Origin of the sequence: Shimazuella kribbensis DSM 45090 (assembly GCF_000428065.1) — a bacterium.
GTDB lineage: Bacteria > Bacillota > Bacilli > Thermoactinomycetales > Thermoactinomycetaceae > Shimazuella > Shimazuella kribbensis.
The window spans coordinates 110,464-124,919 of record NZ_ATZF01000011.1; the positions used below are offsets into that span (position 1 = coordinate 110,464).

Consider the following 14,456-nt stretch of genomic DNA (forward strand, 5'->3'; position numbering starts at 1 on the left):
TTTGTGGTAAATGTGGTATTCTCAGCTCATCAACATAAAAGGAGTATCCTATAGTGGAAATAGGTGTAGTGATTCCAGCAGCGGGAGTTGGAAAGCGAATGAACAGCATTACTCCCAAGCAATTTTTAGAGTTGTTTGGAAAGCCGATCTTGATACATACATTGGAAGTTTTTGACGAACATCCCTTCATTACAGAAATCAATGTGGTTACCAACCAAGAAAATGTGAAACAGGTAGAAAAGCTGATCAGAAAATATAACTTAAAAAAAGTGAAGCAGGTTGTAAGGGGCGGTAAAGAACGGCAAGACAGTGTTTATGCTGGAGTAGTGGCTACACAAACGGAATGGGTGATGGTGCATGATGCTGTTCGTGCTTTTGTTACGGCTGCTGAGATCTCCGCACTTATTCGAGCAGTAAACGATCAACAGCTAGCAGCTACGCTTGCTGTTCCTATAAAAGATACAATTAAAAGAGTTAACCATGCTAAAATTGTAGTAGAGACACTGGAGCGAGAACAATTGTGGAGTATACAGACGCCGCAATTGTTCCATCGGAAAATATTATTGGATGCACATCAATATGCAGAAGAACAAAATTTAGTTGGAACAGATGATGCTATGTTGGTGGAAAACCTAAGTATTCCTGTGAAAGTCGTAGAAGGGGCGTATACCAACCTTAAAATAACGACCCCAGAAGATATTTTATTAGGAGAAACCATTTTGGCAAAACGAATGAAAGGTAGCGAACAAACAACATGATTCGATTTGGACAAGGATTCGATGTACATCAACTTGGAGGGGATGGACCTTTGCTCATCGGCGGAGTATCTATTCCTTATGAAAAAGGGTTGATAGGTCACTCTGATGCTGATGTTCTATTGCACACCATAACAGATGCGATATTAGGTGCACTGGCTCTTGGAGATATAGGCAAACATTTCCCGGATACGGATATGGCTTACAAAGGGGCAGATAGTAGTCTCTTACTCCATGATATATGGCAGATAGTAAAAGAAAAGGGCTATAGGCTAAATAATTTGGATGCGACGATTATTGCCCAAAAACCAAAAATGGCTCCCTATATCCCACAAATGGTAGAAAGAATTGCCGAATTGTTAGAAGCAGATCTAGATCAAGTGAATGTTAAAGCTACTACTACAGAACAGCTTGGTTTTACGGGAAGAAAAGAAGGAATTGCTTCCATGGCTGTTGTAGCTTTAGCGAAGAAATAAGTATAAAATCAAATGCTAACTGCATAGAATTAATTAATCTTCTGTGAGCTTACAAGGGGTAGTTATCTTTCATGGCAAAATCTTGACAAACATAATCTGCTCCAACAGAATAGAGTATGAAGAAAAACGATGATTAGGAGAAGTACAGTAACTCGACATTTTAGAAAGAAGCTGGTTGATGAAAAGCTTTATGTCGTCTACTGGAAATGCCCCTATGAGTGATCATTTGAACCGAAAAGTAGGATGATCCGGTAAACTGCCGTTATCAGTCTAAGTGGGACTAATTAATTCCAAGCAGAGTGGGACCGCGGATTTTTCCGTCTCTGTAGCTTTTGCTACGGAGACGGTTATTTTTTTAGAAGGGACTGGTTATTTTGTCGATTCTCAGTAGTTGGAGAAATTGTAAACGAAATATCCAAGCAGATATTCAAGCAGTATTTGACCGAGATCCGGCCGCTAGGACAACCATAGAAATTATCCTTACTTATTCCGGNATTCATGCACTATGGTCTCATCGTATCGCCCATTTTCTCTATCGTCATAAAGCATTTTTGTTAGCAAGGATTATCTCGCAAGTAAGTCGTTTCTTTACAGGGATCGAGATACATCCTGGTGCTTCTATCGGTAAAGGGGTTTTCATTGATCATGGAATGGGTGTTGTTGTTGGTGAAACATGTGAGATTGGGGATTATGTAACGATTTTCCAAGGAGTGACATTAGGTGGAACAGGGAAAGAAAAAGGAAAGAGGCACCCTACCCTAGAGGATCATGTGATGGTGTCATCTGGAGCTAAAATACTTGGTTCTATTCGAGTTGGTCGCTGTGCCAAAATAGGTGCAGGATCAGTTGTCCTTCGAGATGTTCCAGCTAATTCGACTGTAGTGGGAGTACCAGGGCGAGTTGTTGTCCAAGATGGTATTAGGGTCCAAGCAGATATGGATCATGTTAATATTCCTGATCCAGTTGCAGAAATGTTTCGTTCTATTCAAGATGAAATAGCAATACTTAAAAAAGAAGTAGATTGGTTAAAGAGACACACAGGGGGAAAATCACCAGATGACAGTCAAAGTTTACAACACATTGAGTAAAGAAAAAGAAATGTTTCAAACAGAGGATCAAGCCGTTTCTATGTATGTATGCGGTCCTACTGTTTATAACTATATTCATATTGGAAACGCACGTGTTTTTGTATTTTTTGATGTGGTGAGACGCTATCTTGCACATCTTGGTTATAAAGTGACCTATGTACAAAACTTTACAGATGTGGACGATAAACTGATCAAAGCATCCATAGAAACTGGAAAAAGTGTGGCTGATATTGCTGAGCAATATACAGAAGCCTATTTTGAAGATATGGATGCACTTGGTGTTCATCGGGCGGATGTTCATCCAAAAGCAACCGAGCATATCGGACAAATGATCGATGCCATACAAACCCTGATAGAAAAAGGGAAAGCATATGAAGTGAATGGAGACGTATATTTTCGCACACTTCGCCAAGATGGATATGGAAAATTATCGCATCAATCATTGGAAGATCTTCAATCCGGTGCTCGTGTGGAAGTGAATGAAATAAAAGAACACCCTTTTGATTTTGCATTGTGGAAACATGCCAAAGAGGGTGAAATCAGTTGGGAAACCCCTTGGGGCGCAGGTCGTCCTGGTTGGCATATTGAATGCTCTGTAATGGCGAAAGAATACTTAGGAGAAACATTAGACATTCATGCAGGGGGGATTGATCTGTGCTTTCCTCACCATGAAAATGAAATTGCTCAAAGTGAGGCATTAAACGAAAAAGAATTTGTCCGTTACTGGTTGCATAATGGATTTATCAACATGGAAAACGAGAAAATGTCAAAATCACTTGGGAATGTAATGCGTGTTTATGATATGCGCAAAATGTATTCTCCAAAAGCGATTCGATATTTCCTTCTTTCCGCGCATTATCGCAATCCGATTAATTTCACTTCAGAAGTGATGAAACAGGCAGAACAAAGCGCGGAGCGATTACAAACTGCTGTAAATAATCTTCGTCATCGATTACAAACCTCCTTATCTGGAGTGATTCCTACTAACTTAACGGAACAGCTGGAAAAACTTTCAACCCAATTTGCAAAAGAAATGAACGATGACTTTAATGCAGCAAATGGAATAACGGTCTTATTTGATGCTGTTCGAGTTGCGAATGAATGGTTAGCTGAGTCAGTGCTAAGTAAAGAATCCATTGAATCATTATTAAATTGGTTCCAGATATATGGCGAAAATGTACTTGGTTTAGTGGATACTCATTTTGAGGAAGTATTAGAAAATGACATCGAAAACTTGATCGAAGAGCGACAAGCCGCACGTAAGGCGAGAAATTTTGATCGTGCAGATGAAATTCGAAATCAGTTGCTTCTTGCAGGTATTGTGTTAGAAGATACCCCTCAAGGTGTTAGGTGGAAGAAAAAATGATGGAACAAAATCTATTAGGTACATTGGGAGCTCTCATGCGTAAGCCAGATGAGCTTCCTCCTCTTACTCTCGCTTATATAGGAGATGCTGTACAAGAATTATATGTACGGCACCATTTGATAGCATCCGGTGAAGTAAAACCACAAAAGCTACAACAAGTTGCGGTTCGATATGTATCTGCTGCCGCTCAAGCCCATGCCATTCAAACGATTATGGACCAGCTAAAGGAAGAGGAAATAGCGGTCTACAAGCGAGGTCGTAATGCGAAGACGACAAGCGTTTCCAGAAGGGTAAATGTAAGTCAATATCGTCAAGGCACAGGTTTAGAAACTCTCCTTGGATATTTGTATCTAATGGGACAAGCAGACAGGCTGCAAGAAATTATGAAGATGCTAATCGAACTTGGACCATTAGAAAAGGAGATGAAGAAATAGTGGCAGATTGGATATTTGGAAAACATGCTGTTTTGGAAGCTATGTCAGCGGGTAGAGATATGGAGAAGGTATGGTTTGCAGAAGGTTTAAAGAAAAAAAGTGTCGAGGATCTGGTTCTTCAGTTAGAGGAGCAAAAGATACCTTATCATTGGGTGCCTCGTACAAAACTAGATCAAGTAGCAGAAAATCAGAGGCATCAAGGAATAGCAGCCCAAGTAAGTAGTTATCAATATGCCTCAGTAGAAGAAATTTTAGCCAACGCCTCAGATAAAGGAGAACAGCCTTTTCTGTTACTGTTAGATGGTATTGTAGATCCTCATAATCTGGGTACTGTATTGCGTACAGCAGATGCGACAGGAGTTCATGGTGTCATCATTCCTAAACGACGTGCAGTCGGATTAACAGCAACAGTAGCAAAAACTTCTGCTGGGGCAATTGAATATGTTCCCGTAGCAAAAGTGACCAATGTAAACCGAACAGCAGAATATTTAAAAGAACAAGGTATTTGGTTAGTTGGAACTGCTGGAGAAGCCAAACAATCCTATGAAACTGCGGATTATGATATGCCAATCGCTCTCGTCATCGGCAATGAAGGCCAAGGTATTAGCCAACAGTTGAAGAAAAAATGTGATTTTCTGGTTCATCTGCCGATGAAAGGGAAAATTTCTTCGCTAAATGCTTCTGTTGCCACAGGAGTTTTGTTGTATCAAGTACTGCAAAGTCGAAAGACAAAAGGTACTTAGGATGGAGGAATGGCTGGTAGTCGATGGATATAACATCATTCGTGCGAATCCAAATTATAGCGAGAATTTTGAATTGGCACGAGACGAATTGATACATGACCTAATGGAGTATCAGGCTTTCTCAGGGATGAAAACATTTGTTGTTTTTGACGCTTATCGCATAAAAGGGCTACGAAATAAAGATCCAGAAAAGCGAATAAAGGTCGTTTTTACGGATAAAGAAGAAACAGCAGATGCTTGGATAGAGCACTTTGTTCGTAAATACAAAGATGAAAAACGTCATATCTATGTTGCTACATCAGATTTTCTGGAGCAACGTATGATATTTGGACAAGGTGCTTATCGTATATCAGCGAGAGAATTTATCGAAAGGCTTTCTAAATCTAAGGAAATTATTACAAAACAACTCAAATATAAACATACTTCAAAAACGGCAAAAAACCCTCTCTGGGAAAGTATTCCTGAAACCCTTCGCCAAAAATTGGAGAATTTGCGAAGAAAAAAATAGATCAAAAATTGACGTTTTTGTTTCAATTCAATATAATAAGAACTGCCATTTTGAAATGCGACTTGGTCAGGGGGAAATATTTTGAGCATTGACCTACTATCTAGCAGTCCTAAGGATTTGGATAGGAGAGTCCTTTACCATCAGTTGGGCGATGAGGAACTAGTTAGAGATATACGTGTAGGAGACCAGGAAGCTCTAGAGTATCTCATTCATAAGTACAAAAACTTCGTTAGAGCAAAAGCCCGGTCGTACTTTTTAATTGGTGCGGACCACGAGGATATTGTGCAAGAGGGCATGATTGGCCTATACAAAGCCATTCGCGACTTTCGAGGGGACAAGTTAGCTTCTTTTAAAGCGTTTGCAGAATTATGTATTACAAGACAAATCATTACCGCTATCAAAACGGCAACAAGACAAAAACATATACCGCTTAATTCTTATGTATCACTGGACAAGCCAAGTCACGACGACTCCGATCGGACGCTTTATGATACTTTAACAGGTGGGCGTACCAATCCAGAGGAAATATATATAAATCGAGAAGAGCATAGCGACATCGAAGATAAGATTTCCCAGATTTTAAGTGATTTAGAGCGTAGAGTGCTTATGCTATACTTAGATGGTCGATCCTATCAAGAAATCGCTGTCGATTTGAATCGACATGTAAAGTCGATCGATAATGCTTTGCAACGGGTCAAGCGTAAGCTAGAGAAGTATTTGGATATTGAAGAGATTTCACTCTGATGGATTGATTCCGTCATTCTACACATTCGACAAAAACGGACAAAATCCTTTTCGACAGATAAGAAACTTATGTTATCTTATTTGATATTTTATACCTCACTTTAAAATGGCAAAGCACATGCCATATTTTCTTTATCTTAATAAAAAAATTACTTAAACAGTTAAATTTGGAGCGGAGACGAGAGTGAGATGCTATGTCTCCTTATTTTTTTAAAAATAAGGAAATGTATATCTGCATTGTTAGACTTACATGTATTTGACCTGAGAACGCTATTATGTTAACCTAATTTGGGTATTTTCTATCGATATCACTGATTTAAATACTATATAAAGGAGGTGCCATAATGCGAGTTAATGTTACACTTGCATGTACAGATTGCCGCGAACGCAATTATGCGCTAACCAAAAACAAACGGAAACATCCTGATCGGATGGAGCTCCGCAAGTATTGCCCCCGTTGCAACTCACATACGCTACATCGGGAAACGAAGTAAATTGGGGTGGGAAGATAGATGGCTGTACTCACAAATATTGGACGCGGAATTAAGAGAAGCGTAAGTGGAACAACTGGCTTCTTTCGGTCTAGTTACCAAGAGTTTAAAAAAGTAAAATGGCCTACTCGCAAGGAAATGGTCAAATATACGACTGTTGTGATTGCCGCTGTTGTAATCCTAACCATCTTTTTCTTCCTTGTAGATATGGGAATCGCACAGTTGATTCAATTGGTTACAAAGTAGTAAGATGGACGCCATAAGGGGGGACAGGGGTTTTTTTCCCTAAAAGTATGGAAAAGAATTGGTATGTGGTTCACACATATTCCGGCTACGAAAACAAAGTAAAAACCAACTTGGAGAAACGACTAGACTCCATGGGAATGCAAGACAAAATCTTCCGTGTCATGGTGCCAATGGAGGAAGAGATTGAGCACAAAGATGGCAAGAAGAAAACTGTCATGCGAAAGGTTTTCCCAGGTTATGTACTTGTGGAAATGGTAATGACAGATGACTCGTGGTATGTTGTTCGTAATACTCCAGGTGTAACAGGTTTTGTCGGTTCAGCTGGTGCGGGCTCCAAGCCAACTCCTCTCTTGCCTGATGAAGTCCAAACGATTCTAAAGCAAATGGGAGTCGAAGAAGTTCGAACTGTCGTCGATTTTGCTATAGGCGAAAGTGTGAAAGTAATCGAAGGATTATTTGAAAACTTCGTTGGTCAAATCGAAGATGTTGATAGCAATCGAGGGAAGCTCAAAGTTTTGGTCGACATGTTTGGGAGAGATACACCCGTAGAACTCGACTTCGGACAAGTGGAAAAACTTTAGCATCCAAAAAAACTTTCCTTTTTGCTTGGAATATGTTATTTTAGTAGATGTTTGCCTGATCGGTTTGTTGTTACCGTGGGAGGGTGAAACCCGCGACCCTACTATCCCATTTTATATGGGTGGGGCTACCACATTTGAAGGAGGTAAGAAGCATGGCCAAAAAAGTGATTAAAGTGGTCAAGCTACAAATCCCAGCTGGTAAAGCGAATCCAGCACCACCTGTTGGACCTGCTCTAGGTCAAGCTGGTGTGAACATCATGGGTTTTTGTAAAGAGTTTAACGCACGTACTTCAGAACAGGCTGGTTTGATCATTCCTGTAGTGATCACCGTTTTTGAAGATCGTTCATTTACTTTTGTGACCAAAACTCCTCCAGCTGCCGTTCTTTTGAAAAAAGCAGCAGGAATTGATTCTGGTTCTGGCGAGCCAAACACCAAAAAAGTGGCGACACTTTCACGTGATAAAGTTCGTGAGATAGCAGAAACAAAAATGCCTGATCTAAATGCAGCTGATGTAGAAGCAGCAATGCGTATGGTTGAAGGTACTGCACGTAGCATGGGTATTGTTATTAAAGACTAATGATCCAAGCCGCGAATCATTAGTCTGGTGGGAGGATTTTCCGCTATCACCACATAGGGAGGTAATTGAAGTGGCAAAACACGGTAAAAAGTATCAAGAAGCGATTCAAAAAGTGGATCGTGAAAAAGTTTACGAACCAGTAGAAGCTTTGGAACTGGTTAAGTCTATCTCTACTGCTAAATTTGATGAAACAGTAGAAGCTGCATTCCGTCTTGGGATCGATACCAAAAAAGCGGATCAGCAAGTAAGAGGGGCAGTGGTTTTACCTCACGGAACAGGAAAAACCAAACGCGTACTTGTTTTTGCTAAAGGCGAAAAAGCAAAAGAAGCAGAAGCTGCTGGAGCTGACTTTGTTGGAGATGAAGAGCTTGTTGCGAAAGTTCAACAAGGTTGGTTAGATTTCGATGTAGTAGTAGCTACTCCTGATATGATGGGGCAAGTTGGTCGTCTAGGACGAATCCTTGGACCAAAAGGCCTTATGCCAAACCCAAAAACAGGTACAGTTACGTTTGAAGTAGAAAAAGCAGTGAATGAAATTAAAGCTGGTAAGATTGAATATCGTGCGGATAAAGCAGGAAATATTCATGCAGCAATCGGTAAAGTGTCTTTCTCTATCGAACAACTTTCCGAAAACTTGCAAGCATTGTCTGATGCGCTTACCAAAGCAAAACCAGCTGCTGCAAAAGGAACCTACATGAAAAATGTCAGTGTTTCTTCCACCATGGGACCTGGTGTGCAAGTAAGTTCCGCTACTTTAAGCGCTCGTTAATCAATAACTGTTCTTAATTTAAATAAGAAGATGTTCTCATCTTTCTTACCGTAGACAGTAGGTGCACATGTTGCTTAATTTCCTACCGAGGTGAAAGCCACTGGCCTTCGTCCGTCTACGAAGGCTTTTTCTTTTGGTTTTCACCCGTCTGCGAGTTTTTACTCCACCCAAGGAGGTGTCTTGAATGTCCAAAGTACTAGAAAAAAAGCAACAAGTGGTAGCAGATGTAAAAGAAAAATTGACTGCTAGTGTAAGTACAGTAGTAACTGATTATCGTGGTCTTTCTGTTGCTGAGGTAACAGAACTACGAAAACAACTACGTGAAGCTGGTGTAGAATATCGAGTATTGAAAAATACTTTGGTACGCCGTGCTACTGGTGAAATTGGTCTTAGTGATATGGATCAATTCCTTACCGGACCTACAGCTATCGCTTTTAGTAAAGACGATGTGGTTGCTCCAGCAAAAGTTCTTCATAACTTTGCAAAAGAGCATAAAAACCTTGAAATCAAAGGGGCTATCGTTGAAGGTGCAATAGTAGGACCTGAAAAAGTGGAAGAGATCGCATCTCTACCTTCACGTGAAGGTCTGCTATCTATGTTGCTTTCCGTACTACAAGCTCCAGTTCGCAACTTCGCTTATTCCGTAAAAGCAGTTGCAGAGCAAAAAGAACAAACCGAAACTGCTTCCGCAGAGTAGGAATTCAAAAGCTAGACTTATTTTTCTAGCGAAATAGTTGTAACTTGAAATAATTAAAATTTAATCATAAACCTTTTGGGAGGTTCTACTATGTCTAACGAACAAATCTTAGAAGCGGTAAAAAATATGACCGTTCTAGAATTAAACGAATTGGTAAAAGCAATTGAAGAAGAATTTGGAGTAACCGCTGCAGCACCTGTTGTACAAGGTGGCGGAGCAGGAGCTGGAGAAGCAGCTGCTGAGAAAACTGAATTCGACGTAATCCTTACAAGTGCTGGTTCTTCCAAAGTTGGAGTTATCAAAGCAGTACGTGGTATCACTGGTCTTGGCTTGAAAGAAGCAAAAGCTCTTGTAGATGGTGCTCCATCCCCAGTTAAAGAGGGCGTATCCAAAGAAGACGCTGACAAAATCAAAGAAGAACTCGAAGCTGCTGGTGCTAGCGTAGAAGTGAAGTAATCGAATGGACTCGCCTGATACTGGCGAGTCTGTTTTCCTATTAGGGGGTCAAAGGTGTCTAATCATTACTATTCGTCGAAACCGGAATCTAAACACGAGAATCGAATGATTAAAGCAGAATTATGTGGAAGTGAACTGGCTTTTCGATCAGATGCTGGTGTTTTTTCTAAAAAAGGAGTCGATTTTGGAAGTAGGCTTTTAATCGAATCTGTTGTACTACGTGGTGATGAATATATCTTGGATCTAGGCTGTGGTTATGGTCCTGTTGGTATTGCTCTTGCTAAAGCAAATCCAAAACTCAAAGTACAGATGGTGGATATAAATGAACGGGCTACAACATTAGCAAGAGAAAATGCGAGATTAAATCATGTCACGAGTCAAATAGAAGTAAAGATCAGCGATGGCTTTGAACAATTACAAAATCAAAAATTTGATGCGATTCTATGTAATCCTCCAATTCGAGTAGGAAAGGCGTTTATCTTTGAATTATTTGCAAAGGCTCGGAATCATTTATCAGCAGATGGATCATTGTGGATAGTGATCCGAAAACAGCAAGGTGCAGCATCAGCAAAAGAAGAGTTAAGCCGATTATTTGGTACGGTTGAACTGGTTACTCAAAAAAAAGGTTATTGCATATTTCTTGGTAGGTAAGAAATTATTAATTTCTACCTTATCTGAGGTGCATAAGTGCAACTAAACCTCTGTCTACGCCTGATGGCTTGCCAATCTCCAAGTTTTCTTTACAAAAAACAATTGACACGTATAGAGGCTTGTGCTAGTGTTATAACTTGCAGAAATCCTTTTAAAACGTTAAACAGTTTTGTGTTGGTTTATTTTTCCTTTTTTATGGTTATGATAGGTTAATAGGTTTTCTTTTAAGGTATCATCCGAGGTAATTTTTTTACCCATTTTCTTTTGGTTCTCTTGGATAGGGTATGAGGGGGGAGCTCATTTTGCTAGGTAAACTTGTCCAGTACGGTCGACGTAACCGTAGAAGTTACGCTCGAATTAATGAAATACTAGATTTGCCGAATCTGATAGAAATTCAACAACAATCATATGAGTGGTTTCTAGAGGAAGGCTTGCGTGAGATGTTTCAGGATATTTCTCCGATTGAGGATTTTACGGGGAATTTAGTACTTGAATTCATCGATTACAAATTAGGCGAACCAAAATATAACTTGGAGGAATCAAAAGACCACCAAGTTACTTATGCTGCTCCACTGCGTGTAAAAGTGCGTCTAATCAACAAAGAGACAGGCGAAGTAAAAGAACAAGAAGTATTTATGGGTGACTTTCCTTTGATGACGGAAACAGGCACCTTTATTTACAATGGGGCGGAACGTGTTATTGTTAGTCAGCTTGTACGTTCTCCTAGTGTGTATTATAGCACGAAATTAGACAAGAATGGTAAACCAACATATACTGCCACAGTAATTCCAAATCGTGGCGCATGGCTAGAGCTTGAAACGGATGCAAAGGATATTATTTATGTTCGGATTGACCGTACCAGAAAGATTCCTGTCACGGTTCTTTTGCGCGCCCTAGGATATAGTTCGGATGCAGAAATCATTGATCTTCTGGGTGAAGATGAATATATTCGCAATTCATTGGATAAAGACAATACAGGAAACACCGAAAAGGCACTCATCGAAATCTACGAGCGCTTACGTCCAGGTGAACCACCAACAGCTGAAAATGCTCGCGATCTACTATACTCAAGATTTTTTGACCCAAAGCGCTATGATCTTGCGAATGTAGGTCGTTACAAGATGAATAAAAAGCTACATATCAAAAACCGACTTTTGAATCAAAAACTTGCGGAGCATATTGTAGACAGCGAGACGGGTGAAGTATTAGCAGAAGCTGGACAAGTGTTAGAACGTCGTCTATTGGATAAAGTTATCCCTTATTTAATCGGCGAAGCACCGTACGGTCTGCAAGAATATACAGTTCGCGGCGGAGTACAGATGGAACCAAAAGCGACGGAAGGTTTGGTTCGCCTACAATCTGTAAACATTCACTCTGCTAAAAATGATGACCAAATTATCAAAGTTATTTCGAATGCAGAAGTAGACCAAGAAATCAAGCATATTACACCAGCAGATATCATTGCTTCTATCAACTATTTCATTAATTTATTGCATGGTGTTGGTCTGACAGATGATATCGATCACCTTGGTAATCGTCGCCTTCGTTCAGTAGGAGAGCTTTTGCAAAACCAATTCCGTATTGGTTTATCTCGTATGGAACGAGTAGTAAAAGAGAGAATGTCTATTCAAGATGCAAACGCAATTACACCACAGGCACTGATCAATATTAGACCTGTTATTGCATCTATTAAAGAGTTTTTTGGTAGCAGTCAGCTATCCCAATTTATGGACCAAACCAATCCATTGGCTGAATTGACTCATAAACGTAGATTGTCAGCTCTAGGGCCTGGCGGATTGACTCGGGAACGTGCAGGGATGGAAGTGCGTGACGTTCACCACTCTCACTATGGAAGAATGTGTCCAATTGAAACGCCAGAGGGACCTAATATTGGTCTGATCAACTCTCTATCTTCTTATGCACGAATTAATAACTTTGGTTTTATTGAGACACCTTATCGCCGGGTTGACCCAGAAACAGGTCGGGTGACGGCTCAGATTGATTACCTAACAGCTGATGAAGAAGATAACTATTACGTAGCACAGGCAAATGCACAGATTGATGAAGAAGGAAACTTCCTGCAAGATTCCGTTACGGTTCGTTATCGAGATGAAACAATTGCTGTTCCAAAAGATCGAGTGGATTATATGGATGTTTCTCCTAAGCAGGTTGTATCTGTAGCGACTGCATGTATTCCGTTTTTAGAGAACGATGACTCCAACCGTGCTCTGATGGGATCAAACATGCAACGTCAGGCTGTTCCACTCTTAAAACCTGAGTCTCCATTTATTGGAACGGGTATGGAATACAAATCTGCTCGGGACTCTGGTGTTATGGTTCTGGCTCGTCGTGCTGGTATAGTAGAACGAGTAACAGCAGATGAGATTTTAGTTCGCCATGAAGCAGAAGTCGAGGGTCGTACTGTCAAAGGTGACCTTGATCGCTATCGTTTGAGTAAGTTCATTCGCTCCAACCAAGGTACCTCTGTGAACCAACGTCCAGTTGTGAAAGCAGGAGACCGTGTTGAGGTTGGGGATACCTTAGCAGACGGTCCGTCTACCGAACAAGGCGAAATGGCATTAGGACGTAATGTGGTTGTTGCCTTTATGACTTGGGAAGGGTACAACTACGAGGATGCTATTCTACTAAGTGAAAAACTAGTGAAAGAGGATGTTTATACCTCTATTCATATCGAAAAACATGAGTCAGAAGCAAGAGATACCAAATTAGGACCAGAAGAAATCACCAGAGATATTCCTAACGTTGGGGAAGAAGCTTTGAAAAACTTGGACGAGCGCGGAATTATTCGTGTAGGTGCAGAGATCAAAGCTGGGGATATCCTTGTAGGAAAAGTTACTCCAAAAGGAGTGACAGAACTCACAGCAGAAGAAAGACTTCTTCATGCGATCTTTGGAGAAAAAGCTCGTGAAGTAAGAGATACTTCCTTGCGAGTTCCCCACGGTCAAGATGGCATCGTGGTGGACGTAAAAGTATTTACCAGAGAAAATGGCGATGAACTACCACCTGGTGTAAATCAACTTGTTCGAGTATACATCGCTCAGAAAAGAAAGATTTCCGAAGGTGACAAAATGGCTGGTCGACATGGTAACAAAGGGGTTATCGCCCGGATCATGCCAGAAGAAGATATGCCATTTTTACCAGATGGTACACCAGTTGAAGTTGTCTTGAATCCACTAGGGGTTCCATCACGGATGAATATTGGACAGGTTTTAGAAGTTCACCTTGGTATGGCAGCCAAAACATTAGGTTTGCATATTGCAACTCCAGTATTTGATGGCGCCACGGAGAATGACGTATTTGAGACTTTGATCGAAGCTGGTTTAGAACCAGATGGTAAATTTGTTTTACATGATGGCCGGACAGGCGAACCAATGGAAAATCGTGTAACCGTTGGTGTGATGTATATGATTAAATTGGCTCACATGGTTGACGACAAAATCCATGCCCGTTCAACTGGGCCATACTCCCTTGTTACGCAACAACCTCTTGGTGGTAAAGCGCAGTTTGGTGGACAGCGTTTTGGAGAGATGGAGGTATGGGCACTCGAAGCGTATGGAGCTGCATATACATTGCAAGAAATATTGACAGTGAAGTCGGATGATGTGGTAGGTCGTGTCAAAACTTATGAATCGATCGTCAAAGGTGAAAATGTACCAGAACCGGGTGTTCCAGAGTCATTCAAAGTATTGATTAAGGAGCTTCAGAGTCTCGGGATGGATGTTAAAATTTTGGCCGAAAACGAAGAAGAGATTGAAATGCGTGAGTTAGATGATGAAGATGAGCCATCTAATGATCGACTTGGTTTTGAACTGGATGAGCAGGAAAATCGCTCTACCATGGAATCCTAAGGGA

General features: G+C 40.6%; 17 protein-coding genes and 2 other annotated features. All 17 genes read left to right on the forward strand.

The window, feature by feature from the left end; all coding sequences use genetic code 11:
- Positions 1 to 53: 53 nt before the first annotated feature.
- The 17 genes from ispD to rpoB all read left to right on the forward strand — a co-directional run bounded on the left by ispD (position 54) and on the right by rpoB (position 14,452).
- Positions 54 to 758 (forward strand): 2-C-methyl-D-erythritol 4-phosphate cytidylyltransferase, encoded by a 705-nt coding sequence (ispD, locus tag A3GQ_RS0114520; protein WP_037465077.1) that lies wholly within the window; start codon positions 54 to 56, stop codon positions 756 to 758.
- A complete protein-coding gene (gene ispF, locus A3GQ_RS0114525) occupies positions 755 to 1,231 on the forward strand; it encodes a 2-C-methyl-D-erythritol 2,4-cyclodiphosphate synthase (protein WP_028777669.1) in 477 nt (158 codons plus the stop codon). Before ispD ends, ispF begins: the two co-directional genes overlap by 4 nt.
- A gap of 120 nt (positions 1,232 to 1,351) precedes the next feature.
- Positions 1,352 to 1,559: a binding site (T-box leader), on the forward strand.
- A 52-nt stretch (positions 1,560 to 1,611) separates the two neighbouring features.
- Positions 1,612 to 2,319 carry a serine O-acetyltransferase gene (cysE, locus tag A3GQ_RS0114530; protein WP_037465125.1) on the forward strand — a complete coding sequence of 236 codons (708 nt, stop codon included), beginning with the start codon at positions 1,612 to 1,614 and terminating at the stop codon, positions 2,317 to 2,319.
- Positions 2,288 to 3,685, forward strand: coding sequence for a cysteine--tRNA ligase (gene cysS, locus A3GQ_RS0114535; RefSeq protein WP_028777671.1), 1,398 nt, complete (start codon positions 2,288 to 2,290; stop codon positions 3,683 to 3,685). Before cysE ends, cysS begins: the two co-directional genes overlap by 32 nt.
- On the forward strand, positions 3,682 to 4,119 hold the full coding sequence (locus A3GQ_RS0114540; RefSeq protein WP_342665005.1) for a Mini-ribonuclease 3: 438 nt from the start codon (positions 3,682 to 3,684) through the stop codon (positions 4,117 to 4,119). Before cysS ends, A3GQ_RS0114540 begins: the two co-directional genes overlap by 4 nt.
- Positions 4,119 to 4,862: a 23S rRNA (guanosine(2251)-2'-O)-methyltransferase RlmB gene (gene rlmB / locus A3GQ_RS0114545; RefSeq protein ID WP_028777673.1), complete on the forward strand. Its 744-nt coding sequence runs from the start codon at positions 4,119 to 4,121 to the stop codon at positions 4,860 to 4,862. The genes A3GQ_RS0114540 and rlmB overlap by 1 nt, the downstream gene beginning before the upstream one ends.
- Before the next feature lies 1 nt (position 4,863).
- Positions 4,864 to 5,370, forward strand: coding sequence for an NYN domain-containing protein (locus A3GQ_RS0114550; RefSeq protein WP_028777674.1), 507 nt, complete (start codon positions 4,864 to 4,866; stop codon positions 5,368 to 5,370).
- 81 nt (positions 5,371 to 5,451) lie between these two features.
- A complete protein-coding gene (sigH, locus tag A3GQ_RS0114555) occupies positions 5,452 to 6,114 on the forward strand; it encodes an RNA polymerase sporulation sigma factor SigH (RefSeq protein ID WP_028777675.1) in 663 nt (220 codons plus the stop codon).
- Between the two features lie 344 nt (positions 6,115 to 6,458).
- On the forward strand, positions 6,459 to 6,608 hold the full coding sequence (gene rpmG, locus A3GQ_RS26330; protein WP_083964250.1) for a 50S ribosomal protein L33: 150 nt from the start codon (positions 6,459 to 6,461) through the stop codon (positions 6,606 to 6,608).
- Between the two features lie 18 nt (positions 6,609 to 6,626).
- A complete protein-coding gene (gene secE, locus A3GQ_RS0114560) occupies positions 6,627 to 6,851 on the forward strand; it encodes a preprotein translocase subunit SecE (protein WP_028777676.1) in 225 nt (74 codons plus the stop codon).
- A gap of 47 nt (positions 6,852 to 6,898) precedes the next feature.
- Positions 6,899 to 7,432 carry a transcription termination/antitermination protein NusG gene (gene nusG, locus A3GQ_RS0114565; RefSeq protein ID WP_028777677.1) on the forward strand — a complete coding sequence of 178 codons (534 nt, stop codon included), beginning with the start codon at positions 6,899 to 6,901 and terminating at the stop codon, positions 7,430 to 7,432.
- 152 nt (positions 7,433 to 7,584) lie between these two features.
- Positions 7,585 to 8,010, forward strand: coding sequence for a 50S ribosomal protein L11 (rplK, locus tag A3GQ_RS0114570; RefSeq protein ID WP_028777678.1), 426 nt, complete (start codon positions 7,585 to 7,587; stop codon positions 8,008 to 8,010).
- A gap of 70 nt (positions 8,011 to 8,080) precedes the next feature.
- Entirely contained in the window at positions 8,081 to 8,779 is a 699-nt protein-coding gene (rplA, locus tag A3GQ_RS0114575) for a 50S ribosomal protein L1 (RefSeq protein WP_028777679.1), read from the forward strand.
- A 30-nt stretch (positions 8,780 to 8,809) separates the two neighbouring features.
- Positions 8,810 to 8,919: a sequence feature (ribosomal protein L10 leader region), on the forward strand.
- 44 nt (positions 8,920 to 8,963) lie between these two features.
- The gene (rplJ, locus tag A3GQ_RS0114580; RefSeq protein WP_028777680.1) at positions 8,964 to 9,476 is read left to right on the forward strand and encodes a 50S ribosomal protein L10; all 513 of its coding nucleotides are present in this window, start codon (positions 8,964 to 8,966) and stop codon (positions 9,474 to 9,476) included.
- Positions 9,477 to 9,566: 90 nt separating this feature from the next.
- The gene (gene rplL / locus A3GQ_RS0114585; RefSeq protein WP_028777681.1) at positions 9,567 to 9,932 is read left to right on the forward strand and encodes a 50S ribosomal protein L7/L12; all 366 of its coding nucleotides are present in this window, start codon (positions 9,567 to 9,569) and stop codon (positions 9,930 to 9,932) included.
- A gap of 54 nt (positions 9,933 to 9,986) precedes the next feature.
- Positions 9,987 to 10,583 carry a class I SAM-dependent methyltransferase gene (locus tag A3GQ_RS0114590; RefSeq protein ID WP_028777682.1) on the forward strand — a complete coding sequence of 199 codons (597 nt, stop codon included), beginning with the start codon at positions 9,987 to 9,989 and terminating at the stop codon, positions 10,581 to 10,583.
- A gap of 284 nt (positions 10,584 to 10,867) precedes the next feature.
- Positions 10,868 to 14,452: a DNA-directed RNA polymerase subunit beta gene (gene rpoB, locus A3GQ_RS0114600; protein WP_037465082.1), complete on the forward strand. Its 3,585-nt coding sequence runs from the start codon at positions 10,868 to 10,870 to the stop codon at positions 14,450 to 14,452.
- The last annotated feature ends 4 nt before the right edge of the window (positions 14,453 to 14,456 follow it).